Source organism: Pseudomonas fragariae (ex Marin et al. 2024) (assembly GCF_059621105.1).
The window spans coordinates 998,952-1,024,677 of the sequence record NZ_CM184369.1 but is presented as its reverse complement, the minus strand read 5'-3'; the positions used below and the strand labels follow the sequence as shown (position 1 = coordinate 1,024,677).

Genomic DNA, 25,726 nt, shown 5'->3' with positions numbered 1-25,726 from the left:
AGCGAAACTAAGATACCGCGAAGAGCCAATTACAACAACCAACACCACTTCAGAACCTTTATCACCAAGTAAGATCTGGTAAGTTATCGTGGATACTTATAGCAAGACATGGCATTTAAAAATTCATAGCGTGTGGCACGCAAAGAATAGCCCAGCCTACGGCTAGGCTATTCCATACCCCTGACAAAAGGGGATTTAACCATTAAGTTTTAGGAAGGTAGGCGGCTGTAACCGTACCACCAACACTCCATGTGCACTGAGCACTTGTAACACATATCATTGAATATACCACGGTTTTTGCGTCTACGTCAGCGCTACCGGTAGCTTGCATCACAACTGTAACAGTCCCCTGCGTTGCTGACGTACCAACAGCAGTAACAGAAGCAACATACTTACTAGTTATGCTAGCAGCAGCCGGCAAACCTAAAGATGCATTTGTTGTTGCAGCCGATAGACTACCGTCATTGAAAGCCAGCGCAAGTGCTTGCTGCGCCGGAGCAGAAATTGCAGAGGCCTCAGAAACCTTAGCTTTCAATGTGTAGGTATTGTATGAAGGGATTGCGACGGCAGCCAGAATGCCGATGATCGCAACTACGATCATGAGTTCGATTAACGTAAAACCTTTTTGTGCTTTCATTATTACTTCTCCGAGGCGTCAATTATGTGGTGCCTTGAAAACGAGCAAGCATAGGTCGTGCCAACAATACCACCACCCTGATCGCAGCAAAAATATGCGAAATACACGACTACAGAAGGCTCAGAAATTCGTAGAAACTGACAATTTTCGTCACATGTCTCTCTGCCATTTGGCAGCACCGCCCGACTGCGCTATAACCCACCCATTGTCCGTGTCTGGTGGTTTTATGACTGATGCTGTCCTCACTGGCCTGGCCAAACAATTGGTCCTAGCCGAGCTACTTACTGAACCTGTTGCGCAGCAAGCGTATCAGCAGGCGCGCCGCGACAAGATTTCGTTGGTGAGCTATCTGGTTCAGCACAAACTGGTCAAAAGCCTGACGCTGGCAGAATTGGCCTCCGATCAATTCGGCGTGCCGTTCATGGACCTCGCCAGCTTGGACAAGGAAAGCCTGCCTAAAGGCCTGGTGAGTGAAAAGCTGGTTCGACAGCATCACGCCCTGCCGCTGTGGCGACGCGGTAATAAGCTATTTATCGGGATTTCCGACCCTACGAATCATCAGGCAGTCACTGATATTCAGTTCAGCACTGGCCTGAACACCGAAGCGATTCTGGTAGAAGATGACAAGCTGACCACTGCAATAGATCGCTTTTTTGACAGTGATACCGGTCTAGGCAATCTGGAAGATGTCGATCTGGGCCTGGACATCGAGCCCGCGGATGGCAAGGAGACCTCGCTCGCTGCGCAGAACGACGCGGATGACGCTCCAGTGGTACGTTTCGTCAACAAAATGCTTATGGATGCCATCCGATTAGGATCATCCGACTTGCACTTTGAGCCCTACGAAAAGATCTTCCGCGTACGTTTGCGTACCGATGGCATCCTGCACGAAGTCGCCAGACCGCCGATTCATTTGGCAAACCGTATTGCTGCGCGTCTGAAGGTCATGGCCAGCCTCGATATTTCGGAACGACGCAAACCGCAGGACGGAAGGGTAAAGTTGCGGGTGTCGAAAACAAAGGCCATCGATTTTCGTATGAATACCCTGCCCACATTGTGGGGCGAGAAGATCGTGATGCGGATCCTCGACCCGACCAGCGCACAGATGGGCATCGATGCTCTGGGCTACGAGCCAGAACAAAAGGCGTTGTATCTGGAAGCGTTGAAGCAGCCGCAAGGTATGATTCTTGTGACCGGCCCGACAGGCTCCGGCAAGACAGTGTCGCTGTATACCGGCCTGAATATTCTTAATACCGTGGACATCAACATATCCACAGCCGAAGACCCGGTAGAGATCAACCTGGAAGGTATCAATCAGGTCAACGTCAACCCGCGCCAAGGGCTGGACTTTTCTCAGGCATTGCGCGCGTTCCTGCGTCAAGATCCCGACGTAATCATGGTCGGCGAGATTCGCGACCTGGAAACCGCCGAAATCGCTATTAAGGCGTCGCAAACCGGCCACATGGTGCTTTCAACGCTGCACACCAACAGCGCAGCAGAAACATTGACTCGACTGCATCATATGGGCGTTGCAGCGTTCAACATTGCCACCGCAATAAACCTGATTATTGCGCAGCGACTGGCGCGCAAGCTGTGTAGCCACTGCAAGAAAGAGCTCGATATTCCTCGCGAGACATTGATTAAAGAAGGCTTTCCAGAGGCGAAGATCGGTACGTTCAAGATCTATGGGCCGATGGGCTGCGAGCATTGCAATGGTGGTTATAGAGGCCGAGTCGGCATTTATGAGGTGGTCAAGAAAACAGCGGAGCTGGAGCGCATTATCATGGAAGAAGGTAACTCACTTGAGATTTCCAGGCAGATGCGCAAGGACGGCTTCAATGATCTGCGAACCTCGGGCCTGTCAAAAGCCATGCAGGGCATCACCAGCCTTGAAGAAGTCAACCGCGTGACCAAGGATTAAGCATGGCCAGCAAGGCAGTCAAAGTCATCGTTTACACGTGGGAAGGTGTGGACAAGAAGGGCACTAAAGCCAGTGGCGAACTGAGCGGCCATAATATGGCACTCGTAAAAGCCCAATTGCGCAAGCAAGGCATCAACCCCACCAAGGTGCGCAAGAAGTCCGCATCGATCTTCGGCAAAGGCAAGAAGATCAAGCCATTGGACATCGCGTTTTTTTCTCGGCAGATGGCAACGATGATGAAGGCTGGCGTGCCGTTGCTGCAGTCGTTTGACATCATCAGCGAGGGCGCTGAAAACCCAAACATGCGTACACTTGTGAGCTCGTTAAAGCAGGAAGTGTCGGCAGGCAACAGCTTTGCGACGGCGTTGCGACAGAAACCGGAATATTTCGATGACCTGTTTTGCAATCTGGTAGATGCCGGCGAGCAAGCGGGGGCACTTGAAAGTCTTCTGGACCGGGTCGCTAGCTACAAGGAGAAGACCGAAAAACTCAAAGCAAAAATCAAAAAAGCTATGACGTACCCAATCGCCGTGTTGATCGTAGCGATTATTGTGTCAGGTATTTTGTTGATCAAGGTGGTACCGCAGTTCCAATCCGTATTTGCTGGCTTTGGTGCTGACTTACCTGCGTTTACTCTGATGGTTATTGGTCTATCAAACATTGTTCAGGAATGGTGGCTGATAATTGTCGGTTTATTGTTTGCAGGTTTTTTTTTATTTAAGCGGGCCTACAAAAAATCTCAAAAATTTCGCGATGGCCTTGATCGTCTTTTGCTAAAAGCCCCCCTCATCGGGCCTCTTATTTTCAAATCTTCGGTAGCTCGCTATGCACGCACACTTGCTACGACTTTTGCCGCTGGTGTACCGCTTGTAGAGGCGTTGGACTCGGTTGCTGGAGCAACGGGCAATGTAGTGTTCAAAAATGCAGTCAACAAGGTCAAGCAAGACGTTTCCACAGGTATGCAATTGAATTTCTCGATGCGATCTACGGGAGTATTCCCAAGCCTTGCGATCCAGATGACAGCCATTGGCGAAGAATCCGGCGCCTTGGACACCATGCTCGACAAGGTAGCAACCTATTACGAGGATGAAGTCGATAACATGGTCGACAACCTGACCAGCCTGATGGAACCGATGATCATGGCCTTTTTGGGAGTGATCGTCGGCGGCCTTGTCATTGCCATGTACCTCCCCATCTTCAAACTTGGAAGCATTGTCTGACATGCCCCTCCTCGACCTCCTGGCCAGCTCCCCCCTGGCCTTCGTCACCACCTGCTGCATCCTCGGCCTGATCATCGGAAGCTTCCTCAACGTGGTCGTCTACCGCCTGCCAATAATGATGGAGCACGACTGGAAAGCCCAATCCCGAGAACTGCTCGGCCTGCCTGCTGAACCCGATCAACCCGTCTTCAATCTGAACCGCCCCCGTTCCAGCTGCCCGCATTGCGCACACAAAATCCGCCCTTGGGAGAACCTGCCGGTGATCAGCTATCTGCTGCTGCGTGGTAAATGCTCGCAGTGCAAAGCGCCGATCAGCAAACGCTACCCGCTGGTCGAGCTGACCTGCGCAGTGTTGTCGGCCTATGTGGCTTGGCATTTCGGTTTTGGCTGGCAGGCGGCGGCGATGCTGGTATTGGGCTGGGGGCTGCTGGCGATGAGTCTGATCGATGCTGATCACCAGCTGTTACCTGATTCTCTGGTGCTGCCACTGCTGTGGCTGGGCCTGATCGTCAACGCCTTCGGGCTGTTTACCTCGCTGAACGATGCGCTGTGGGGAGCGGTGGCCGGCTATCTGGCGCTGTGGTCGGTGTTCTGGCTGTTCAAGCTGGTGACCGGCAAGGAAGGCATGGGTTATGGCGACTTCAAGTTGCTGGCCATGCTGGGCGCGTGGGGCGGCTGGCAGATTTTGCCGTTGACCATCCTGTTATCGTCGCTGGTGGGCGCAGTGCTCGGGGTGATCATGATGCGTGTGCGCAGGGTCGAAAGCGGTACGCCGATCCCCTTTGGTCCTTATCTGGCCATTGCGGGGTGGATCGCTTTGCTCTGGGGTGGTCAAATAACCGACTCTTACATGCAGTTTGCCGGTTTCAGATGACTCACCCTGATGAAAAACCCTGGATTCTTGGCCTGACTGGCGGCATCGGTAGCGGTAAAAGTGCAGCGGCGAAGTGTTTTAGCGACCTTGGCGTCGACACTGTGGATGCCGATCATGCCGCCCGCTGGGTAGTCGAGCCCGGGCGCCCGGCGCTGGAGCAGATAGCGGCGCACTTCGGTAAAGGCGTGTTGCAGACCAGCGGCGAGCTGGACCGTGGCGCGCTGCGCAAGCTGATCTTCGAAAACCCCGAGCAGCGGCGCTGGCTGGAAGCACTGCTGCATCCGCTGATCAATCAGGAAATCGTCAGCCATCTGGCCAAGGCCAAATCACCGTATGCCATTCTGGTCTCGCCACTGCTGGTCGAGTCCGGGCAATACCGCATGGTCCAGCGGCTGCTGGTGATTGATGCTCCGGCGCACCTGCAGATAGAACGCACCATGCTGCGCGACAGCTCCAGCCAGGAGCAGGTCGAAGCCATTCTCAAGGTGCAGATCCAGCGTGAAGACCGCCTGCGTCATGCCAATGATGTGCTGGTCAACGACCGCGATCACGCCTGGCTTAGCAGCGAAGTCGAGCGGCTGCACCACTTTTACCTTACTTTGCGTGGAGGCCAATCATGAGCCAACCAATGACCGTTCAATGCCCAACCTGCGACGCCCCGGTGGAATGGAGCGCAGCCAGTCCGAGCCGCCCGTTCTGCTCCGAGCGCTGCAAACTGATCGACCTGGGAGCCTGGGCTTCTGAAGAGCATGCAATTCCGGTTAGCCCGGATGCTGAGGACGAGTTGTTCTCGGGTGATCTGGAGGCTCCGCACAGGGGGCATTGATAACAGGTCGATGTGAAGCAACTCGCTTATACGCAACTACGAGGGCTATCTTTCAGCCGCATCTCAGGACGCCTGTGATGGCCCTTTCGCGAGCAAGCTCGCTCCCACGACGCTCATGTCTCGCGATCATTTACGGTCCAACGCAGCCGTCAACGCATCAGCACTGCCAAACTGCTGCTGACTGACCAACTGCCCGTCGCGCAACTGTAACCACAGCACCTTATCGTCATCGCCTGCGTACTGCGGCACGATGCGCGCGTCTCGATCAAGCATCACGCGATAGCTGTAGTCACGCATTTTGGGGATGGCGAACATGTTGGCGATGATGGTTGGCATTTTCTGGATGTCAGCGACAAACACCGTGTGGCGTGATTCCAGAAAGCCTTTTGGCTTGTCCTGAAGGGCGGCATTCACCAACTTGGCGGCGTCCATGCTGCGTGCGACCAGCAGGGTTTGCGTCTGGTTGTTCAGGGTGTAGGGTTGATCGTATTGATCGAGCAGTGTCCAGGAGGACAGGCGCTCGCCGACTTGCAGCGCATTGGCGGTGAGGGGCAGCAAGGCCAGCAGCAGGATGGGCAGGAGCTTCACAGGTCGATCCTCGATAAAAGCAGCGCCTGCGGACATTTATCGCACGCGATCAAAAAATGAATTGCCAGTCTACACCCCTGCATTCACTCTTCCAGTCATGGCAACTTGAACGCTAAGCTTGGCCCTATGGATGACTCAGACTACCTGCGCCTGTTGACGATCCAGGCCGAACAAGCCAACGCCTTTCTTTCCAATGCGCGGAAGTGGGAGCGTGAGCGCTGGGTTTGTCAGCGCCTGTTGCAGGGGCTGAACATTGCCCATCGCAATGAGGACTTCACGCCTGCCACTCAGGAGCCGCCGGATGTGCTGTTTCGTGACGGGCGCTTCGAGGTGTTTTTCGTGCTGGATGAGGGGCGGCGTCTTAATGACGAGTGGCGCGAGGAGTTGGCGCGACGACGAAGCGCGTTCTCGTTGAGCCAACTGGTACGTCGGGAGGCCAAGCCCAAGCGGATTCCGGCCTCTGACCTGCTGCACCGACTCGCCCCTACCCTGCGCAAGAAATCCACCAACTATCGCGAACGCGGCATTGATCTGGGCGGGCTGGATATCATCGCCTTCGCCAGCCTCAAGCGCGAGGTGCTGGACCTCAACAGTCACTTTCCACCACCGACCGAGTACTTGCGTCAGGGCTGGCGCTCGTTGTCGCTGGTGGGGCCGACCTTCGCTCGGGTATTGTTCGCGCATCCGGGCGCTCCGGATTTTCTGCGTACCAATCTGGGGCGCAGTGTCGTTTTCGATGTTGGAATCAGTTTATGAGCCCCTTGCAGGAACTGCTGGCCGATGTGCCTCAACAAGGTCGTGTGCGCTGGATCGGCGTGCGTCCGCAATCGCGGGTCGAGATGATCGAGCTGGATGCCGTGGAAGCACGTCGTGAAGCAGGTCTGACCGGCGATCACTCGCGGCCCGGCCCGCGCAATGCGCGGCAGGTGACGTTGATCCAGTGGGAACATCTGGCAGTGGTTGGCTCGTTGCTGAACCGCGCGGCGGATAACCCTATCGTGCCGCAGGATTTGCGGCGCAATCTGGTGATCAGCGGCATCAACCTGTTCAGCCTGAAGAATCGACGTTTCCGGATCGGTCAGGCGATTTTCGAAACCACCGGCTGGTGTCAGCCGTGTGCGCGACTTGAGCAGCGTCTTGGTCACGGGACGTTCCAGGCGGTGCGCGGGCATGGTGGAATCACTGCGCGAGTGTTACAAAGCGGAATCATCCGCCTGGACGATACGCTGCAGGTCGAGCCGCTGGAAATCACCGATCCCTGGCCCCCTGCCCGACAGCACGCCTGAGACAAGGGATAAATTGAGCAGACACCTGAACCCGGAACCGCAAAGGTGTGTCGAAGAGTACCTTCAGGCACACCGGCATCCAGTCGAGCGCAGGCCGCTCCTGACCCGGGCAGTGTGGTGATGAACCCTTTATTGAGCCTTCTGACGCTATGAGCTGCCTTGCGCTCGCGAAGATCGAGCTCCCCCCGAATTCCTTAAACCTTCCGAGTAATCCTTATGACGCATCGTATTGTTATCGTTGGCGGAGGCGCTGGCGGTCTGGAGCTGGCTACCAGTCTGGGCAAGACCCTTGGCAAGAAAGGCACGGCCAGTGTCACGCTGGTTGATGCCAACTTGACGCATATCTGGAAACCGCTGTTGCACGAAGTGGCTGCCGGTTCGCTCAACTCGTATGAGGACGAGCTGAACTACGTGGCTCAGGCCAAGTGGAACAACTTTCAGTTTCAGCTCGGGCGCATGACCGGTCTGGACCGCGCCAGCCGCCAGATTCATCTGGCCGAGACGCTGGATGAAAACGGCGCAGAACTGGTTCCGGCACGCAGCCTGGGTTACGACTCGCTGGTCATCGCCGTGGGCAGCACCACCAACGACTTCGGCACCAAGGGCGCGGCAGAGCACTGCCTGTTTCTTGACAGCCGCAAACAGGCCGAGCGCTTTCACCAGCAACTGCTCAACCACTACCTGCGCGCCCACGCCGGCCAGGCCGACAGCGCGCAGGAAATCACCGTGGCCATCGTGGGTGCCGGTGCAACCGGTGTCGAGCTGGCGGCAGAGCTGCACAACGCGGCACATGAGCTGGCGGCTTACGGGCTGGGTCAGATCAAGCCGGAAAACCTGCGCATCACGGTGATCGAAGCCGGGCCACGGGTGTTGCCCGCGCTGCCCGAGCGCATCGGCGCGCCGGTGCACAAGACGCTGGAAAAGCTCGGCGTGACGGTACTGACCAATGCAGCAGTCAGTGAAGTGACGGCTGATGGCTTGATCACCGCTACCGGGCAGGTCATCCCGGCCAGCCTGAAGGTCTGGGCGGCAGGTATTCGTGCCCCGGCCTTCCTGCATGAGCTGGATGGCCTGGAAAGCAACCGGATCAATCAGTTGCAAGTGTTGCCGACGCTGCAAACCACCCGTGACGAAAATATCTTCGCCTTCGGTGACTGCGCGGCCTGCCCGCAAAAAGGCACCGACCGCAACGTCCCGCCGCGCGCTCAGGCCGCCCACCAGCAGGCATCCTTGCTGGTCAAATCGCTACGCTTGCGGATTGAAGGCAAGACATTGCCGGAGTACACCTACAAGGACTACGGCTCGCTGATCTCGCTGTCGAGCTTCTCGGCCGTCGGCAATCTGATGGGTAACCTGATGGGCAGCGTGATGCTTGAAGGCTGGCTGGCGCGGATGTTCTACGTGTCGCTGTACCGCATGCACCAGATGGCGCTGTACGGCACCTTCCGTACCCTGATGCTGATGCTGGGCAGCAAGATCGGTAAAGGCACCGAGCCGCGGATGAAGCTGCACTAAGCCACACCAGACGAGAGGCGTACGGGAAAACACTATCGTGCCCATGCTCCGTAGCGTGAGGAACGATCATCTCGACTATCGTGCGGCGCTCTGCGTCGCATGCCATTCCGGACGCTCCGCCTCCTCTTGACGACGCAGAGCGTCGTGAACTGCATTCCCACGCTGGAGCGTGAGGAACGATCACCCCACTATCGTGCGGCGCTCTGCGTCGCATGCCTTTCCGGACGCTCTGCGTCCTCTTGCGACGCGGAGCGTCGTGAACCGTATTCCCACGCTGGAGCGTGCGGAACGATCATCTCACTATCGTGCGGCGCTCTGCGTCGTATGCCATTCCGGACGCTCCGCGTCCTCTTGCGACGCGGAGCGTCGTGAACTGCATTCACACGCTGGAGCGTGCGGAACGATCATCTCACTATCGTGCGGCGCTCTGCGTCGCATGCCTTTCCGGACGCTCTGCGTCCTCTCCCTAGTGAATCCGGCTGTTCTGCCAACGCGTTCGCTGCGCCGACTTGCGATGCCCCGAATACCCGCTATTTTTAACAGGATCGGGTTGTGCGCCAAGCGACCGGACGGAAGGCTCTCGTACTGGTATCAAGTTTGTCTGCGGCGCGCAGATAACCATTGAGTCGTGTACAACGCTGCACTGTTCAGGGATCGAACCCATGATGTCGAATCAATACAGTAGTGCTCCTGCAGAAAATCATCCGCGTTTCATCTGGTTCTCACTCATTCCTGTCATACCCGCCATTGCCTGGATTCTCACGCAGTTCGGCACGGGTACGGCCAATCTGGTGGCGTGTGCTGCACTGCTGGCGATCGGTCTCGGCGCCTGTGCCTTGGCCGCCCGCTCCCAACAGACCCAAGTGCGCCGCGCCGTGGCTCAGGCGCTGGATCACCACCAGGCGCATAGCGCTCAAAGCAGCGCAATGGCGTCCAATGTCCAGTTCAATGAAATCCTCCTCGGTGCCATGCCGATCTGGGCCAAGCAGGTCGAGAGCTCGCGCCAGCAGACCGAAACCGCGATTGTCGAATTGAGCACGCGTTTCATGGGCATTTCCGAGCGCCTGCAGGAAACCGTGCAGGCGTCGCAGCACGCTGCCGGTGAGCTGGACGGTCAGAATGCCGATGGTGCGCTGAAAGTGTTGTCGCAAAGCGACAGCGAACTAAGCCGGGTAATCGACTCGCTCAAATCCACTCAGGCCAGCCGCGACCAGACGCTCTCCCAGGTGCGCAGCCTCACCGCCTACACCGGCGAATTGCGCACCATGGCCGCCGACGTTGCGGCGATTGCCGCACAGACCAACCTGCTGGCCCTCAACGCGGCCATCGAGGCGGCGCGTGCCGGTGAAGCGGGTCGCGGCTTTGCCGTGGTGGCCGACGCGGTGCGCAGCCTGTCGAGCAAGTCCAGCGAAACCGGTCAGCAGATGTCCGCCAAGGTCGACATCATCAACAACGCCATCACCCAGCTGGTGCAGGCCGCATCGAGCGGTGCCGATCAGGACAGCCATTCGGTGGCCGCTTCCGAACAAAGCATTCAGAACGTACTGGAGCGCTTCCAGAGCATCACCGGTCGTCTGGCCGAGTCCGCCGACCTGCTCAAGCAGGAGAGCTACGGGATTCGCGACGAAATGACCGAGGTCCTGGTGAACCTGCAGTTTCAGGACCGGGTCAGCCAGATTCTCGCCCACGTACGCGACAACATCGACTCGCTGCACGCGCACCTTCTGCAGGCTAGCCAATCCCCTGATGAGGCGGTCGCCATCGACGCCCGGCAATGGCTGGCGCGCATGGAGTCCACCTACGCGACCGACGAGCAACGTCGCACTCACCGAGGTGAATCGGCAGCACAGCAGGATTCGCAGGAAATCACGTTTTTCTAGGAGTAAATCATGGCTAAGAGTGTATTGGTGGTCGACGATTCAAGCAGCGTCCGGCAAGTCGTCGGTATCGCGCTGAAGAGTGCCGGATACGACGTTATCGAAGCCTGTGACGGGAAGGATGCACTGGGCAAGCTCACCGGGCAGAAAGTGCACCTGATCATCAGCGACGTTAACATGCCGAACATGGACGGCATTACTTTCGTCAAGGAAGTGAAGAAGCTGGCCAGCTACAAGTTCACGCCCATCATCATGCTGACCACAGAATCCCAGGAATCGAAAAAGGCCGAAGGTCAGGCCGCAGGCGCCAAGGCGTGGGTCGTCAAACCGTTTCAGCCGGCACAAATGCTCGCAGCGGTTTCCAAGCTCATCCTGCCCTGAGACCCAGGTCCCTGGAGGCCAGCATGCCCACGCCAGACGAGAGCGCCAACGACACTGCACGCGTGCAGATCGACGGCGAGTTGACGATCTACACCGTGACCGAACTGGCCGCCAGGCTATTGCCACAGATCGGCGCTGCGGCACGCCTGGAAGTTGACCTTTCACAGGTCACCGAGATGGACGGCGCCGGCCTGCAACTGCTGGCAGTGATCCAGCGTGAAGCCGGCAAGACCGGGACTTCGCTGCACCTGACCGGGCAAAGCAAGGCAGTCAGTGAAACCTTCGAGTTATGTAATCCGGGTGTCGTGCTGTAGCGCGTCCATTTGCAGTACTGCCCAGTGATCGATCAAGGAAGTCATCGTGAGTATTAATCTCGATCAGGCACAGCAGACGTTCATCGTTGAAGCGCGAGAGCTTTTGCAGGCCATGGAGGAATCCCTCCTGCAACTCGAAAGCGAGCCCGGCGACCTGGACGCGATCGGCGCGGTCTTCCGCGCAGCGCACACCATCAAAGGCTCGGCCGGACTGTTCGGGCTGACGCCTATCGTCAGTTTTACTCACATCGTCGAGGACGTACTGGATCGCCTGCGTGAAGGCAGTGTTTCGGTGAACGCCGAGCTGATCGCCGTGCTGCTCAAATCCGGCGATCACATGCTTGAGTTGATCGACGTGGTCGCCAGCCGTGGCGAGCAACTGCAGCAACCTGCACTGGAGCGCGAGGCAGCGCTGCGTCAGGCGTTGCAGGTCTTCCAGGCACCGGCCAGCGCCAGCGCCGCTGACATCGCAAGTGCGCAGGTCGTCAGCGATGATGAACAGTCAGCCGACGTGCTCTGGCATATCTCGCTACGTTTTGGCGTGGATGTGTTTCGCAACGGCATGGACCCGCTGTCGTTCCTGCGCTACCTCAATACCCTGGGGCAGATGGTCCAGGTCACGACGCTGACTGACAGTATTCCAACAGTTGAGGCGTGGGACCCGGAATCCTGCCACCTGGGTTTCGAAATAGATTTCCGCTCGGCCGCCGGTCACGCCGCGATCAACGAAGTCTTCGATTTCGTGCGTGAAGACTGCGCCGTGGAAATCACCCCGGTGAACGAGACGCCAGACCACGTCGGGCCTACCGGTACCGAACTGGTCTCGCAGCCCGAGCACAGCCATGTGGTGGCCAGCGGCGAACTGCTGGGCGATCAGCGCGCAGTGCCACGTACGCCGGCAACGGCAACGGCAACGGCTGTGGAGCGCCCCGTCTCGGCCAGCGAGCAGAAAAACAAGGATGGCCGCTATGTGCGCGTCAACGCCGACAAGCTCGACGAGCTGATCAATCTGGTCGGCGAGCTGGTCATTGCCAGCGCCGGCGCCAGCCTGCTGGCCAAGTCGTGCGACAACGACCCGCTTCAGGAAGCCAGCTCGACGGTGTCGGGGCTGGTCGAGCAGATTCTGGATGGCGCGCTGCACCTGCGCATGATCCCCATCGGCGACACCTTCAATCGCTTCCGCCGCGTGGTGCGCGATGTCAGCCAGGAACTGGGCAAGGACATCGACCTGATCATCAATGGTGCGGAGACCGAACTGGACAAGACCGTCGTCGAAAAGATCGGCGACCCGCTCATGCACCTGCTGCGTAACTCCATGGACCACGGCATCGAGAGCGCCGAAGCACGTCGCGCGGCAGGCAAGCCGGCCAAAGGTCATTTGAGCCTCAACGCGTACCACGACTCGGGCAGCATCGTCATTGAAATCGCCGACGACGGGGCCGGACTCAACCGCGAGCGCATCCTCGACAAGGCCCAGCAACGCGGACTGGTGGCGGCCGGCGCAAGCCTCACCGATCAGGAAATCTACAACCTGATTTTCGAGCCCGGCTTTTCCACTGCCGAGGCCGTCACCAACCTTTCGGGGCGTGGTGTCGGCATGGACGTGGTCAAGCGCAACATCACCTTGCTGCGCGGCACGGTGGATCTGGACAGTCAGCCCGGTCAGGGCACCATCGTGCGCATCCGCCTGCCGCTGACGCTGGCGATCATCAACGGCTTTCTGGTCGGTATCGATCAGTCGACTTACGTGATCCCGCTGGACATGGTGCAGGAATGCATCGAGCTGGACGAACACAACCGGCAGTTGACCCGCGACAGCGGCTACCTGGACCTGCGTGGCGAAGTGCTGCCGCTGGTCTACCTGCGCGACCACTTCAATCACGAAGGCCCGGCCGCCAGGCGTCAGAACGTGGTGGTGGTGCGTTACGCCGAGCACAAGGCCGGGCTGGTGGTCGATGACCTGCTGGGCGAGTTCCAAACCGTTATCAAACCTCTGGGCAAGCTGTTCGGCGCACTGCGCGGCATCAGCGGCTCGACGATCCTGGGCAGTGGCGCGGTGGCGTTGATTCTCGACATTCCCGCCCTGCTCAACCAGATCGTACACATGGAGGCCCGCTCGACCCAGGCGCCTCAATTCCTGCTGCCCACTTCTCGCTGACGGATTCGCAATTCCCAAGGAGTTACTTCAATGAAATGGTTCTACGATCTGAAGATTTCCACCAAGCTGATTACCTCGTTTCTGGTGGTTCTGGCGTTGACCGCGGCCATGGGAGTCTTTGCCATCATCCAGCTCGGCCAGGTCAACCAGGCCGCTCAGGACATCAAGGAAAACTGGATGCCGTCCATGCGGGCGGCCGCGGGCATGCGCTTCTTCGCCGCCAATTACCGCCTGAAGGAAAACCGCCATATTGCAGCCGACACCGCCCAGGAAAAGGCGCAGATGGAGCTGGAAGCAGCGGACTCTCGCAAACAGTTCGAAACCCGCCTGGCCATTTACGACAAGTTGATTTCCAGTGATGACGATCGTCAGTTGTTCAATAGCGTGAGCGCGTCATGGGCCGCCTACCTGAAGGTCAGCAACGACCTGTTCGATCAGTCACGCCAAAACCTGGAGGCTCAGGCGCGGGCATTGCTCAAGGGCGAATCCAAGACGCATTTCGATGAAGTGACCACTCAGCTGCAAAAAATGGTCGAGCTGAATGAAGCTGGCGCGACTATCGCTGGCAACAAAGGCACCAGCCTGTACGAAACCTCCCGCATCTCGATCATCGTGGTACTGATTGCAGCCTTGCTGATCGGCCTGGGTCTGGCGCTGTTCATCGCCCGGATAATCTCCCGCCCGCTGAAAGAGGCCGCAACGGCCGCCGAGCAACTGGCAGAGGGCAATCTCAACGCCCACATCGGCCACGGTTCCAGGGACGAGACCGGCATGGTGCTCAACGCCATGCGCAACATGGTCGGCAAGCTGTCGCACATCATCGGCGAAGTGCGTAATGCCGCCGACAACCTGGCCAGCGCTTCGGAAGAAGTCAGCGCCACTGCACAGTCGATGAGCCAGGCCACCAGCGAGCAGGCCGCCAGCGTCGAAGAGACCAGCGCATCGGTCGAGCAGATGAGCGCCAGCATCAACCAGAACACCGAGAACGCCAAAGTCACCGATGGCATGGCCAGCAAGGCCGCCAAGGAAGCCACCGATGGCGGCGAATCGGTGCAGCAGACCGTCGTGGCGATGAAGAAAATCGCCCAGCGCATCAGCATCATCGACGATATCGCTTACCAGACCAACCTGCTCGCTCTCAACGCCGCCATCGAAGCCGCGCGCGCCGGCGAACATGGCAAGGGGTTCGCGGTAGTGGCCGCCGAGGTGCGCAAGCTGGCCGAGCGCAGCCAGGTGGCCGCGCAGGAAATCGGTGAGCTGTCGTCGAGCAGCGTGGACATGGCCGAGAAGGCCGGCAAGCTGCTGGACGAAATGGTGCCCTCGATCAACAAAACCTCCGACCTTGTGCAGGAAATCAGTGCAGCGTCGGAAGAGCAGGCAGCCGGTGTAGCGCAGATCAACACCGCCATGACCCAGCTCAACCAGGTCACCCAGCAAAACGCATCGAGCAGCGAAGAACTGGCAGCTACGGCTGAAGAAATGAGCAGCCAGGCCGAACAACTGCAACAGGCCATGAGTTTCTTCACCCTCGACGCATCGCCAAGGGCCGTCGCACAGAGCGCTACTTTCGACAGCCGCAACAGCCCGAACCGTCAGCCTCCGCGGCCACCGCAACAGGCTCCGCGCAAGGCATTTGCGCAAAGCATGGCGGGCGCCCCGGACGAATCGGAATTTACCCGTTTCTGATTGCCGGCTTCGATAGAGACTCCAGGGGAGAACGACATGGGCTCATTGGTCACGACTCGGCAGACCGCAGCGACGGTCGAAGAAGAGGCGCAGTACCTGACTTTCATGCTCGGTGGCGAGATGTTCGCCATCGGCATTCTGGGCATCAAGGAAATCATCGAGTACGGCAGCCTGACGGTGGTGCCGATGATGCCCGCCTTCGTGCGCGGGGTGATCAATCTGCGCGGCGCTGTGGTGCCTGTGGTTGATCTGTCGGCGCGCTTCGGGCGACAGAACTCGGCCATCACCCGGCGCTCGTGCGTGATCATCATCGAGGCCAACAGTGAGGACGGCCAGCCGCAGGACATCGGCCTGCTGGTCGACAATGTCTCGGCGGTGCTGGAGATTCCGGCGTCGCAGATCGAGCCGCCGCCGAACTTCGGTGCGCGAATTCGCGCCGACTTCATCAGCGGCATGGCCAAGGTCGACGGCAAGTTCGTGATCGTTCTCGAGGTCGACCGCGTGTTGTCCATCGATGAAATGTCCAGCCTTGCCGAAGCAGGCCAGTCGCTGCCGCCCGACGTCGACGCGACGTGAGGTCTGCACATGCCTGATACAGCGTCGCTCACCGATCGCGAATTCGGCCAGTTCCAGAACTGGCTGTACAACGCTGCGGGCATCAAACTGACGCTGGCCAAGAAAGCGCTGGTTGCCGGCCGCCTGTTCAAGCGTCTCAAGCATTACGAGCTGGACAGCTATGGCGAGTATTTCAAGCTAATCATGAACGATCAGCGCAACGGCGAGCTGCAAGTGGCGCTGGACCTGCTGACCACCAATGAAACGTATTTCTTCCGCGAACCCAAGCACTTCGATTTTCTGCGTCAGCAGGTGCTGACCAAGGTCACACCCGGCAAGGTATTCCGCATCTGGAGCGCCGCCAGTTCGTCTGGCGAAGAGCCCTATAGCCTGGCAATGACCCTGGCCGAGCAACTGGGTACTGCCCCTTGGGAAGTGGTCGGCTCGGACATCAGCACCCGCGTGCTGAGCAAGGCGCGCAGCGGTCACTACCCTATGGAACGTACCGAGACGTTGCCGCAACCTTTGCTGTTCAAATATTGTCTGAAAGGCACAGGTCGCCAGGAAGGGACCTTCCTGATCGACAAGTCGTTGCGCAGCCGGGTCAGTTTCGTGCAGGTCAATCTCAATGACACCCTGCCGGATCTGGGCGAGTTCGACGTAATCTTCCTGCGCAACGTGATGATTTATTTCGATCAGGAAACCAAAAGCAAAGTGGTCGCGCGGTTGATCCCGCGTCTCAAGCCAGGAGGCTATTTCATCATCAGCCACTCGGAAAGCCTGAACGGTGTGAATGACATGTTGAAAATGGTCTCCCCTTCGATTTACCGCAAACCATGAACACGCCTGTCGGTGTAGCCGAAATAGTGCTGGGGCCTGGCGAAGTGGTCTTTCAGACCCGGCCGACTCGCCTGCGCACGTTGCTGGGTTCATGCGTGGCGATTACCTTCTGGCACCCGTGGCGGCGTATTGGCGGCATGTGCCACTTCATGCTACCCGGGCGCATACGCCGGCATCAGCCACTGGACGGCAGGTACGCTGACGAAGCGATGGAAATACTCATTCGTCATGCACTGGCCAATGGCACGCTGCCGGAGGAATATCAGGTCAAGCTGTTTGGCGGCGGCGAAATGTTTCCTGCTCATCGCCATGACCCGCACATGCGTAACGTCGCTGACAGCAACGTTCACGCGGCGCTTGCACTGGCCGAACAGAACCGCCTGAAACTGATGGCTCAGGACCTGGGCAGCACCGGCCATCGCAGCATCATCTTCGACCTGTGGGACGGAAACGTATGGGTCAGGCACCAACCAATGGAAGCAATGGAAAAAGATGCCAAACAAAAAAATCAGCGTACTGCTGGTCGATGATTCGGCTGTAGTTCGTCAGGTACTGGTGGCCATTCTCAACGACACCCCCGATATTCATGTGATGGGCGCGGCGTCAGACCCGATATTTGCCATGAGCAAGCTCGCTCAGGAATGGCCGGACGTCATTGTGCTGGACGTGGAGATGCCGCGCATGGACGGCATCACCTTTCTCAAGAAGATCATGAGCGAGCGGCCGACGCCGGTGGTGATCTGCTCGTCGCTGACCCAGAAAGGCGCCGAAACCTCATTGCAGGCGCTGTCTGCCGGGGCGGTGGAAATCATCACCAAGCCCACCACCGGGCTGAAGAACTTCCTCATCGATTCGGCCGCCGAGCTGGTTGCAGCAGTACGCGCAGCAGCCAACTCCAACGTCAGAAACCTCGGCAAGCGCACCGCCGCCCCGGTGCTGACCCCAGCCAGCAAACTGACCGCCGATGCCATTTTGCCAGCTGCCAGCGGCCATGCCATGGCGCAGACCACTGAACGTATCGTCGCCATCGGCACCTCGACAGGAGGCACCCAGGCACTCGAAGCGGTGCTGACTGCCCTGCCCCGCGTCTGTCCCGGCATGGTCATCGTCCAGCACATGCCGGAGAAATTCACCGCATCGTTCGCCGAACGCCTGAACAGCCTGAGTCAGATCGAGGTGCGCGAGGCCAGAAACAACGACCGCATCCTGCCCGGCCTCGCGCTGATCGCCCCCGGCGGTAAACACATGATGGTCACGCGCAGCGGCGCCTATTATCACGTCCAGGTCATCGACGGCCCGCTGGTCAACCGCCATCGTCCTTCGGTGGACGTGCTGTTCCGTTCGGTGGCCAAATTCGCCGGCAAGAACGCCACCGGCATCATCATGACCGGCATGGGCGACGACGGCGCACGCGGGCTCAAGGAAATGCTCGACGCCGGCAGCGCGACAGTGGCTCAGGACGAGGCCAGCTGCGTGGTGTTCGGCATGCCCAAGGAAGCGATCAAACTGAACGCGGCGCAGCGGATCATTCCGCTGCAGGAGATTCATCAGGCGATCCTGCACCGGTGAACCCGAAGCTGTCGCCGTGCAGCCAGCGTTTCTTTCGACACCCACGTTTCACGACACAAACCCCGGTCGCACGGCAATGCTCAGAAAAACAGCCTTACCGGGCCCACGGCGGCGGCAGCAAGGCCTGATGGTCAGCGCTGGACCTCGATGACCCTGAAGCCCCATCAGAGAATGAGACCAACTGGAAAAAAAGCTCGGCCTCCAGGTTCCTGTGCTGATTGGAAGTCCCTGATCTGTTGCTTTTATGCTCATTGCGATAAGACGCATAGCTCCAGTGCCCCGGGGAGACATCGGAGTCCGGGCGATGGCTGCTCTGCCTTACACCGGCGGCGCTCAACTCCTGTTCGATACTGCTGATCATCCCCCTCATTTTGCCCATGTACTCTGGGCTGTAGGTGTTGTCTGCACGGTCGGGCTTGGCGTAGATCGTGAACTGAGCGCCCAGCGCCACGCGCTGCTTTGCCGCCGGCATCTCTGCTTGCAGGCATTTCATGTCAGTCACTTTCCACGAGTCAACCGGACTGTCGCTCGCCTGCAGTATTGAATGCATGCGGTACATCCTCAGGTGCAACGCTGAGGTGGATCTTGTCTCCGGCAAACTCCCCCTTGCAGTTCGGCTCCAGGCGATCCATATGGATGAAGACCTCAGACCCCGTCATCTTGAAATGATTGGCGGCAGTCCAGCCACCGTGATTTTCACCCAACGCGCTTTGTGCGACGTCATAAGTGGGGGCACGATGGTGAACGGCGAAACGTGTCGGTGTATTGGCACGCACTTCGCTCTGATTCAAACGGCGCAATTGCGCACCTGCATCCTTCTTCAAGTCCGCTGGGCAATTGCCGTATTGAGTTTTAAATTGAAGGCGGGTCTGTTGATAGGCATAGCTTTTATACCTGCTACTTATCGGTCATGAAAAAGGGGGTTGCGCAGATAGCGCAGCATCTGCGCAACCTCTTCAACTCGCCGCTCTGCACTGCTCGTTGACGACCTCGCAGATAGCTGCCCGCTGAGCGGTCGACAGGTAAAACAGGTTCCATGAAGCAGGATCAGGAAAACTGATCGCCTTTCGAGAACCCGACATCGTGTTTGATCTTGCCGTTCTCGAACTGGTCCATCCATGGCAGCACATCGGCCCCGGCCGCTTTCAGGGCGCCCATGTTGTCTTTCACGGCCTGGTTGGCGCCGTCGCGCTGTTCGAAGTTACCGCCCCCGGTCCAGTTGGCGTTACCGACTTCACCGATTTGCGGCTTGAAGCCCGCGCTCGTAAGCGCCTTGATCTCCGATGACAAACGCGAAGAGGCATCAGCACCGCTGGCGTACTCATGGATGCTGCCGATCAGGCCAGGGTTGTTGCTGCCGTTGGCGGCTTTCAGCTGATCAGCGTATTTGACCAGCCCGCTTTCCCCGCCGGCCGTCAGACCACCACCCCAATTGCTGTCCTCCACCACGATGTCGCCTTTGTAACCAGCGTCGCGGGCTGACTTGATCAACGTGCTCTGCATATCGGCCCAACCCTGAGTGGCACTCTTGCCGCCCTCATTGAACGTATCGAGTACAAAACTCGGATGGTTTCCAAGGGCAGAAACCACGTTTTTGACATCGTCGGCGGCTTGTTGGAGCTTGTCGCCGGACAAGACATTGCCACCGCCGCCATTGGCGTTGTCACGAAACGTAAACTGAATCTTGACCCCTTGTTTGTCGCCGGCATCGACCATCGCCTTGAGTTTGGCCATTTGCGCCGGGTCATTGATCTGGTCATGGGTCATCTGGATGCGAAGTGTTCCCCCTCCGGCATTTTTCACGTCTTCGACCATTTTTTGCGCTGCCTCAGGAGACGCAATCCGGTCAGGAACCGTATTCGCGCCGCCATGAGAACCCAAGCCAGTGTTATTGAACGGTTGGGCTTGATTTGACTGCTCAGACAGTCCTGAGTCTGGCGTCGAACTGGCAGCACCGCCGGGAGAAGCAGAAGCCCGACCTGGCCCGGACGAAGCAGGGGACGGGTTCTCGGAAGGGTTATTTGCAGAAGAGTTACTTGCGGAAGAATCACCGAGCAAGCGTTTCAGCAGCGCCTGAATCAGCGTCGTCAACGCCTCGATCAAGTCACTTTGATCGCCCCCTCGTGCTTGTCCATTCCCGGCGGTGGCGGTTGTCGGCGCGCCATTCCCCCAACTCACCGTGTTCGGCGAGCGCTGGGTACTTTCCGGAGGAAGAAAGTGCACGGCATTGCTCGACGACTTACCTGAATAGTCCGGACTCGGAGCCAGGTTGCCCGACGAGACAGGCGACCACCCCGGGCTGTTGTTGTTTACAGAGGTATTCATACTCATTTCATTACTCCTTTTTTGTGGAGGTAACGCGTTTGGGTGAACGGTTTTTTGTACAGGGTTTCAGAAATCCTCTTTATCGTCTTTACGCGTTCAAGCAGATGAAATTCATTTGAAAGGGCCCTTTAGATAAGCCCGTTCTGCGTCTCGCAAGATGGCAATATCCACGGCGTTGGGTAGCAGTCTTTTGGCCTCGGTAATGTTTGCCAGCTTGACGCTTTGAGATTCAAAACCCATATCGGACGGTATGCCATCTATGCGTTTGGCAAGGTAATAACGAGTACGGGATGTCGTTCGGTCGTAGTCACCGATAAAGCCGTGGAATTCCACCAGAAGCCCCGTCTCTTCGTAGACTTCCTTGAGTGCATTGGTCCTCAAGTTCAGACCGGCTTCCTGCTTTCCCTTGGGAAAAGCGTGCGTTGCGCCGAACGGGTGATTGGTCGGCTCGGTGATCCATACCCTGCCGTCGGGCTCAAAAATGATCGCTCCACTGGCGGGAGCAAGGTGCTGAGAACGCTTGAATTCCGGCTCTGTGAAGTTGACCGCCCGGGTTGTAAATCGGCGCCAGCCATCCATCGTGTCTGGGGGTGTAAATGATCTGAACGGCAGGTTGTTCATGCTGCCACGGACAGCGCTGTGAGGTACAAAAACGGCGGTTGCGTATCGATCACGCCACGTATCCGCCGCACTGGGTGACGTGGGTTTTTTAACAGTGACAACATCGCCGCGCTCGTTCTTTCGGCGATGAATATAAGGAAGCGTCTGCTTCATATCGACAAGCCACTTCTTCCGACTGATCAGTCTCTTGCCGAGCTCAATGCGTTCGCTGTGATTGCCAGGGCCGTGTTCTGCGCAAAGTGCGGCAATACGCGCATCCGGTATTTTTTCTATCGCTGCAATACCCTCGCGGATGTCATTACGCTCGATTTTCCGGAAGGCACGACTGGACGAATTGTCTTCACGAGACAGCATCGTGACCAGCTCCATGGGCGTGGTACCGAACTGATTACCCTTGTGCTCCCCTTGGGCGCGGAAGACCAGCGCACCGCCAAGGTCGATGCGCACGGGTTTGTTACGGTGATTGAAGATGACATTGTCCCCCGTCAGACCGATGACATCCCAGTTCGCCAGCCAGGCATCCACAGCAAAGCCGCACTTCAACTGACTATTTTTTGCCAGCGTATCGAGGTCTTTGGGGTTCCCTACTATCAGTTTTGAAATCAGTGCGGGCTTGCCTTTGCGGGACGCCAGTTCTATGTCAGGAACATCGATTCCTGCGGCACGGTACAGTCTGGAGGCAAGCACCTCGTTTCGAAGTCTATTGGCAGACGGGTTGGTTTTCACATACCACTTAACGCCATTGGGCGCTTGAAACAATCCACCTGGATTAGAGCCCTTGGCGCCAGAAAGTTGTTTCCATTTGTCAGTCTCGACGAGGGCGAATTCACCTCCCCTCTTGGACCGCCCTAAAACCGTCATGTCGACGACAATAAACTCACCGCTCCGGCGAGCCTGCGTAATTTCGTACCGGTTGGTGATATCCAGAATGACTTCGTGTTCACTCTTGCTGGCCGCCGATAACGGCAACCGGCTCTCACTGAGTGTCACACCCTTTGCACCACTGTGGTTGAGCGCGGGAACGGCAGGAATCGCTTTCAGTACAAAAAGAACCGGTGTTTCTTTTTTCCTCTTCGCGTTCACCAGCGCAAAGCCTTGCGAAACGTTTGACACTGTCGAGGCACTGGCCACCCCGGTCGCGGTGTAAACGCCTTTAACCACGCGCAGGCCGTGAATAAGACCATGGGCTATTTCGCGACTGCGGTAACCCTTGGAGGTATTCAGTAACAGCGACGCCGCCTCATCATCCAGAGATATCCCCCGATAAAGCACTTTAGGCTGATCCGACTTGGCCAACTCAATGGAGTAGCGCGGTATGGAGGCTCTCAGGTCCGCAAATTCTTCTTCGGTTGTTTCAGAGGCCGTGTACTTCTGCAGCAGTCGCATGAACTCTTTGCCGTCTATCGAATCCAGTACGCTGTCCTGCCGACCCGCCAAACGACACTCTTCGGCAGTATTGAATTGCTCCACTGGAACTCCCTTGCCTCGCCCTCGCGAAACAAAGTTGGGCACTTTATTACTGGCAGGCCCCAGTGCCGAGGTACTTTGAGCGTTTGAAAACCCAAGGTGACTAAAATTGTGTTTTACGGGATTTATCATTAAGCACTCCTGAACGTTCGTCTTGGGGCTCGCGATGAACATTCGTCCCTGGAATTACAGGCATCAGGACCTTTATCAGACTCGAACGCGATCAGCCGATACTCGCAAGGCAAATAGCCACTTTTCGGATTGATCCAATCATGGATAACGCCTGTTGATAATGAAGAGCCCCAAGAAAGCAGCCAATTGCTATCACCGAGAGAGTATTGAAAATAAGCCGAGCTTATAATTGGCTGAATGGCATTCATCGCAAACACCCATCGCCTGCATTTACTGGAAAATGGAGTAAATGAGTGTCGCAGTGTGCTGTGCGGTTCCATTAAGCAAACAAGAGAGGCTTCTTTAATGGACAATTATCACTGTAAGTGATCGACATTCGTGGCGAATGTCTTAGAGCCAATGCAAGGAATATCTGGACTACTTGCATGATCGTGGTGTGTGATGAAGTGATCAGACATAAGTCATACGACAACATATAAATAATGCACCATATTTAGTTACGTACCAACAGCTCAAGACGGCACACATTCGCTCAAGCAGAGCGTGTCGCAAACGTGCAGAAGGTCAACGATAGCTGGCCGACCAATGCCCGGCCTGGATTTTTTCGACGTCACCCGCAGAGAAAATCGTCGGGCTGTTCGGGCACGCATGAGAAGATACCGGCACCTCACTTCAATACTTCGTTTTTCAGGCCACAAAGCCGACCGCCATGACCAGACCCGTAACGCTCAAGGATGTTGCCAACCATGCAGGTCTTTCCAAGGCTGCGGTGTCGCGCTATCTGAACCGAAGCATCAGCCTGCCGCCGGAGACCGCGAAGCGTATCGATACGGCGATCAAGGCGCTGGACTACCGGGGCAACAGTCTGGCCCGGCGCCTGAGCAAAGGCGGCAGTGAGACCATCGGCCTGGTGCTGCCGGACATCGCCAACCCGTTTTTTGCCGAGCTGGCAGACGCGGCCGAGGAAGAGGCGTCCGCACACGGTTATAACCTGGTGCTGTGTGTCACCCGCAACCTGCTTGAGCGCGAAAGTACGTTTGTGCGCTGGCTGGATTCACGTAACGTCGATGGCTTGCTACTGGTCAGCAACCGTCCGGACGACGGCACGCTGGCCAGTCAGCTGATGAGCTACCGCAATATCATTCTGCTCGACGAAGACGTTCCCGGCACCTCGCAGCCCAAAGTCTTCGCTGACAACCATCAGGGCGGTCGCCTGGCGACTGACTATCTGATCCGCCATGGCCATCGACGCATCGCTCATGTGTCCGGGCCGTCGGCCTTGATGAGTGCTCGCGAGCGCTATGCCGGCTACCGGGAAGCGCTCGCGCTGGCGGGCATCGCAGAGGTGCCGGAATACCTGTGCTTTGGGGATTACAGCCGTGAGTTCGGGCGTATCGCGACCGCACAGCTACTCACCCTGCCCGACCCTCCGGAGGCGATTTTCGCCGCCAGTGACTTCATCGCCCTGGGCGTGCTCGATGTCCTGCGTGAGCGCACTATCAGCGTGCCCGGCGCCATGTCGCTGGTGGGGTTCGACGACGCCGTGTACGCCAGCCTGCTGACCCCGCCGCTGTGTACCATCCGTCAATCCTCCAGAGAGCTTGGCCGTCTCGGGGTGGCGCAGCTGCTGCAGCGAATGACGGGCGGTGACTGTGCACAGGACGTCATGCGCGTACCCGTAGAGCTGGTCTGCCGGGGCACGGTAGCAACGCGCAGTGACTGATTGCGGGGCAACAGGTAACACCCGGCATTAAATCGGTGCACTGCCGTTTGTCTCCTGAAAAGCCGATGATTGCGGAAAACTGTGGCGCATCAAGGCTGTACGGTCACTGGCAGGCACCGTGAAAAAAATGGCACACAATCTGCTTTCTCTAGTTCTCAAACCTGAAGACAAAGCTCATTTGTCTTTTTTTTGAGACGACTGGTAAACCGGTTTACCGATCTGATTTGCCACATCGGCGATCAGGCTAGGAGGATGGCAATGCTGCGTTTGAGCAAGCGTTTCACCCTGACCCTTGGCGTTGTTTTGGCCTTGGCGTTGTCACCCATCATTCAGGCCCAGACCGGCAAACGTCTGGCTCTGGTACAGGTCAACCAACAGGCGCTGTATTTCACCCAGATTACCCAAGGCGCACAGGCGGCGGCGAACGCTGCCGGAGCAGAGCTGGTGGTGTTCAACGCCAACGACAATCCGTCAGCCCAGAACGACGCCATCGAGGCCTATATTCAGGACAAGGTCGACGCCATTCTGGTCTGCGCCATCGACGTCAACGGTATCAAGCCGGCAGTCACCGCAGCCGCGCAGGCGGGAATACCCGTGGTGGCAATCGATGCCGTAATTAATGGCGACAATGCCGTGCAGGTCGGCGTGGATAACCGTGAGGCAGCCCGACAGATCGGCCAGTACACCGGCGAATACATCAACCGCGAACTGGCGGGCAAAGCCAGCATCGGCGTTGTCGGAGCCCTCGGCTCTTATGTGCAGAATCTGCGTCTGGACGGCTTCCGCGAGGGTCTGGCGAAGACCGCCAGCCAGGCGAAGATCGTCAATACCGTCGACGGTAACAATGTGCAGGACACCGCCCAGGCTGCGGCGGAAAACCTGCTGACCGCCAACCCTGATCTGCAGATCATTTATGCCACTGGCGAACCCGCCCTGATTGGCTCGGTTGCCGCGAGCGTGTCGCAAGGTGCCGGCGAGCGGGTCAGGATTTTCGGGTGGGACCTGTCCTCTCAGGCAGTGCAGGGTCTGGATGACGGCTCTGTCGCGGTGGTGGTGCAACAGAATACCCAGGCCATGGGCAAGACGGCGGTGGAGTCGGCGCTGGCGCTGTTGTCCGGAAAGACCGTGGCTCGCGAACAGAGCATTCCCGTCACGCTGGTGACCAAAGCCAACCTGGCAGCCTATCGCGCCGAATTCAAATAAGGGGCTCA

At 57.8% G+C, this 25,726-nt stretch carries 23 protein-coding genes and 1 pseudogene; 19 read left to right on the top strand and 5 right to left on the bottom strand.

What is annotated here, in order from left to right; all coding sequences use genetic code 11:
- Window positions 1-202: 202 nt before the first annotated feature.
- Complete coding sequence (locus AC54XV_RS04595) at window positions 203-637, bottom strand: pilin (RefSeq protein ID WP_103378519.1); 435 nt, start codon at window positions 635-637, stop codon at window positions 203-205.
- 226 nt (window positions 638-863) lie between these two features.
- Between AC54XV_RS04595 and pilB the strand changes: the two genes are divergently transcribed.
- From pilB to yacG, 5 genes are read left to right on the top strand one after another with little or no spacing between them, the layout of a single operon-like run.
- Window positions 864-2,558, top strand: coding sequence for a type IV-A pilus assembly ATPase PilB (gene pilB / locus AC54XV_RS04590; protein WP_024652512.1), 1,695 nt, complete (start codon window positions 864-866; stop codon window positions 2,556-2,558).
- A gap of 2 nt (window positions 2,559-2,560) precedes the next feature.
- On the top strand, window positions 2,561-3,778 hold the full coding sequence (locus tag AC54XV_RS04585) for a type II secretion system F family protein (RefSeq protein WP_024652511.1): 1,218 nt from the start codon (window positions 2,561-2,563) through the stop codon (window positions 3,776-3,778).
- 1 nt (window position 3,779) lies between these two features.
- Window positions 3,780-4,652 carry a prepilin peptidase gene (locus AC54XV_RS04580; protein WP_129450350.1) on the top strand — a complete coding sequence of 291 codons (873 nt, stop codon included), beginning with the start codon at window positions 3,780-3,782 and terminating at the stop codon, window positions 4,650-4,652.
- Window positions 4,649-5,272: a dephospho-CoA kinase gene (gene coaE, locus AC54XV_RS04575; protein WP_004415092.1), complete on the top strand. Its 624-nt coding sequence runs from the start codon at window positions 4,649-4,651 to the stop codon at window positions 5,270-5,272. Before AC54XV_RS04580 ends, coaE begins: the two co-directional genes overlap by 4 nt.
- Entirely contained in the window at window positions 5,269-5,478 is a 210-nt protein-coding gene (yacG, locus tag AC54XV_RS04570) for a DNA gyrase inhibitor YacG (protein ID WP_002552020.1), read from the top strand. Before coaE ends, yacG begins: the two co-directional genes overlap by 4 nt.
- A 126-nt stretch (window positions 5,479-5,604) precedes the next feature.
- On the opposite strand, the gene AC54XV_RS04565 is transcribed toward yacG, so the two are convergent.
- Window positions 5,605-6,066, bottom strand: coding sequence for a hypothetical protein (locus AC54XV_RS04565; protein WP_164990145.1), 462 nt, complete (start codon window positions 6,064-6,066; stop codon window positions 5,605-5,607).
- Window positions 6,067-6,192: 126 nt separating this feature from the next.
- Between AC54XV_RS04565 and AC54XV_RS04560 the strand changes: the two genes are divergently transcribed.
- From AC54XV_RS04560 to AC54XV_RS04505, 12 genes are all read left to right on the top strand, one after another.
- Window positions 6,193-6,822, top strand: coding sequence for a DUF1780 domain-containing protein (locus tag AC54XV_RS04560; protein ID WP_060400845.1), 630 nt, complete (start codon window positions 6,193-6,195; stop codon window positions 6,820-6,822).
- A complete protein-coding gene (locus tag AC54XV_RS04555) occupies window positions 6,819-7,352 on the top strand; it encodes an MOSC domain-containing protein (RefSeq protein WP_003317783.1) in 534 nt (177 codons plus the stop codon). Before AC54XV_RS04560 ends, AC54XV_RS04555 begins: the two co-directional genes overlap by 4 nt.
- Window positions 7,353-7,568: 216 nt before the next feature.
- Window positions 7,569-8,867 (top strand): NAD(P)/FAD-dependent oxidoreductase, encoded by a 1,299-nt coding sequence (locus AC54XV_RS04550; protein ID WP_003392712.1) that lies wholly within the window; start codon window positions 7,569-7,571, stop codon window positions 8,865-8,867.
- Window positions 8,868-9,529: 662 nt separating this feature from the next.
- Window positions 9,530-10,747: a methyl-accepting chemotaxis protein gene (locus tag AC54XV_RS04545; RefSeq protein ID WP_011266630.1), complete on the top strand. Its 1,218-nt coding sequence runs from the start codon at window positions 9,530-9,532 to the stop codon at window positions 10,745-10,747.
- A 9-nt stretch (window positions 10,748-10,756) separates the two neighbouring features.
- A complete protein-coding gene (locus AC54XV_RS04540; RefSeq protein ID WP_002553206.1) occupies window positions 10,757-11,125 on the top strand; it encodes a response regulator in 369 nt (122 codons plus the stop codon).
- Between the two features lie 23 nt (window positions 11,126-11,148).
- Window positions 11,149-11,439, top strand: a complete 291-nt coding sequence (locus AC54XV_RS04535) for an STAS domain-containing protein (protein WP_003403294.1) — start codon at window positions 11,149-11,151, stop codon at window positions 11,437-11,439.
- 46 nt (window positions 11,440-11,485) lie between these two features.
- Window positions 11,486-13,597 carry a chemotaxis protein CheA gene (locus AC54XV_RS04530; protein ID WP_496718021.1) on the top strand — a complete coding sequence of 704 codons (2,112 nt, stop codon included), beginning with the start codon at window positions 11,486-11,488 and terminating at the stop codon, window positions 13,595-13,597.
- A 30-nt stretch (window positions 13,598-13,627) separates the two neighbouring features.
- On the top strand, window positions 13,628-15,283 hold the full coding sequence (locus AC54XV_RS04525; RefSeq protein WP_024638550.1) for a methyl-accepting chemotaxis protein: 1,656 nt from the start codon (window positions 13,628-13,630) through the stop codon (window positions 15,281-15,283).
- 36 nt (window positions 15,284-15,319) lie between these two features.
- Window positions 15,320-15,859, top strand: coding sequence for a chemotaxis protein CheW (locus AC54XV_RS04520; RefSeq protein ID WP_003403299.1), 540 nt, complete (start codon window positions 15,320-15,322; stop codon window positions 15,857-15,859).
- A 9-nt stretch (window positions 15,860-15,868) separates the two neighbouring features.
- Window positions 15,869-16,678 carry a CheR family methyltransferase gene (locus AC54XV_RS04515; RefSeq protein WP_024641241.1) on the top strand — a complete coding sequence of 270 codons (810 nt, stop codon included), beginning with the start codon at window positions 15,869-15,871 and terminating at the stop codon, window positions 16,676-16,678.
- Window positions 16,675-17,208: a chemoreceptor glutamine deamidase CheD gene (gene cheD, locus AC54XV_RS04510; RefSeq protein WP_003403301.1), complete on the top strand. Its 534-nt coding sequence runs from the start codon at window positions 16,675-16,677 to the stop codon at window positions 17,206-17,208. The genes AC54XV_RS04515 and cheD overlap by 4 nt, the downstream gene beginning before the upstream one ends.
- Entirely contained in the window at window positions 17,171-18,247 is a 1,077-nt protein-coding gene (locus AC54XV_RS04505) for a protein-glutamate methylesterase/protein-glutamine glutaminase (protein WP_003423093.1), read from the top strand. The genes cheD and AC54XV_RS04505 overlap by 38 nt, the downstream gene beginning before the upstream one ends.
- Before the next feature lie 94 nt (window positions 18,248-18,341).
- Here the strand turns inward: AC54XV_RS04505 and ospF are convergent.
- The 3 genes and pseudogenes from ospF to AC54XV_RS04490 all read right to left on the bottom strand — a co-directional run bounded on the left by ospF (window position 18,342) and on the right by AC54XV_RS04490 (window position 22,792).
- Window positions 18,342-19,130 (bottom strand): annotated as a pseudogene (ospF, locus tag AC54XV_RS04500) (type III secretion system effector phosphothreonine lyase).
- A 164-nt stretch (window positions 19,131-19,294) separates the two neighbouring features.
- On the bottom strand, window positions 19,295-20,578 hold the full coding sequence (locus tag AC54XV_RS04495; protein ID WP_011266625.1) for a cellulase family glycosylhydrolase: 1,284 nt from the start codon (window positions 20,576-20,578) through the stop codon (window positions 19,295-19,297).
- Between the two features lie 105 nt (window positions 20,579-20,683).
- On the bottom strand, window positions 20,684-22,792 hold the full coding sequence (locus AC54XV_RS04490) for an NUDIX hydrolase (RefSeq protein WP_181134016.1): 2,109 nt from the start codon (window positions 22,790-22,792) through the stop codon (window positions 20,684-20,686).
- Between the two features lie 709 nt (window positions 22,793-23,501).
- Between AC54XV_RS04490 and AC54XV_RS04485 the strand changes: the two genes are divergently transcribed.
- Window positions 23,502-24,515: a LacI family DNA-binding transcriptional regulator gene (locus AC54XV_RS04485; RefSeq protein WP_058398845.1), complete on the top strand. Its 1,014-nt coding sequence runs from the start codon at window positions 23,502-23,504 to the stop codon at window positions 24,513-24,515.
- Between the two features lie 258 nt (window positions 24,516-24,773).
- Complete coding sequence (locus tag AC54XV_RS04480) at window positions 24,774-25,718, top strand: substrate-binding domain-containing protein (RefSeq protein WP_024638555.1); 945 nt, start codon at window positions 24,774-24,776, stop codon at window positions 25,716-25,718.
- Window positions 25,719-25,726 lie beyond the last annotated feature (8 nt).

Coding starts and splice junctions, on each gene's coding strand:
- AC54XV_RS04595 (WP_103378519.1), bottom strand. CDS start 637: ATGAAAGCACAAAAAGGTTTTACGTTAATCGAACTCATGATCGTAGTT.
- pilB (WP_024652512.1), top strand. CDS start 864: ATGACTGATGCTGTCCTCACTGGCCTGGCCAAACAATTGGTCCTAGCC.
- AC54XV_RS04585 (WP_024652511.1), top strand. CDS start 2,561: ATGGCCAGCAAGGCAGTCAAAGTCATCGTTTACACGTGGGAAGGTGTG.
- AC54XV_RS04580 (WP_129450350.1), top strand. CDS start 3,780: ATGCCCCTCCTCGACCTCCTGGCCAGCTCCCCCCTGGCCTTCGTCACC.
- coaE (WP_004415092.1), top strand. CDS start 4,649: ATGACTCACCCTGATGAAAAACCCTGGATTCTTGGCCTGACTGGCGGC.
- yacG (WP_002552020.1), top strand. CDS start 5,269: ATGAGCCAACCAATGACCGTTCAATGCCCAACCTGCGACGCCCCGGTG.
- AC54XV_RS04560 (WP_060400845.1), top strand. CDS start 6,193: ATGGATGACTCAGACTACCTGCGCCTGTTGACGATCCAGGCCGAACAA.
- AC54XV_RS04555 (WP_003317783.1), top strand. CDS start 6,819: ATGAGCCCCTTGCAGGAACTGCTGGCCGATGTGCCTCAACAAGGTCGT.
- AC54XV_RS04550 (WP_003392712.1), top strand. CDS start 7,569: ATGACGCATCGTATTGTTATCGTTGGCGGAGGCGCTGGCGGTCTGGAG.
- AC54XV_RS04545 (WP_011266630.1), top strand. CDS start 9,530: ATGATGTCGAATCAATACAGTAGTGCTCCTGCAGAAAATCATCCGCGT.
- AC54XV_RS04540 (WP_002553206.1), top strand. CDS start 10,757: ATGGCTAAGAGTGTATTGGTGGTCGACGATTCAAGCAGCGTCCGGCAA.
- AC54XV_RS04535 (WP_003403294.1), top strand. CDS start 11,149: ATGCCCACGCCAGACGAGAGCGCCAACGACACTGCACGCGTGCAGATC.
- AC54XV_RS04525 (WP_024638550.1), top strand. CDS start 13,628: ATGAAATGGTTCTACGATCTGAAGATTTCCACCAAGCTGATTACCTCG.
- AC54XV_RS04520 (WP_003403299.1), top strand. CDS start 15,320: ATGGGCTCATTGGTCACGACTCGGCAGACCGCAGCGACGGTCGAAGAA.
- AC54XV_RS04515 (WP_024641241.1), top strand. CDS start 15,869: ATGCCTGATACAGCGTCGCTCACCGATCGCGAATTCGGCCAGTTCCAG.
- cheD (WP_003403301.1), top strand. CDS start 16,675: ATGAACACGCCTGTCGGTGTAGCCGAAATAGTGCTGGGGCCTGGCGAA.
- AC54XV_RS04505 (WP_003423093.1), top strand. CDS start 17,171: ATGCCAAACAAAAAAATCAGCGTACTGCTGGTCGATGATTCGGCTGTA.
- AC54XV_RS04495 (WP_011266625.1), bottom strand. CDS start 20,578: ATGAGTATGAATACCTCTGTAAACAACAACAGCCCGGGGTGGTCGCCT.
- AC54XV_RS04490 (WP_181134016.1), bottom strand. CDS start 22,792: ATGATAAATCCCGTAAAACACAATTTTAGTCACCTTGGGTTTTCAAAC.
- AC54XV_RS04485 (WP_058398845.1), top strand. CDS start 23,502: ATGACCAGACCCGTAACGCTCAAGGATGTTGCCAACCATGCAGGTCTT.
- AC54XV_RS04480 (WP_024638555.1), top strand. CDS start 24,774: ATGCTGCGTTTGAGCAAGCGTTTCACCCTGACCCTTGGCGTTGTTTTG.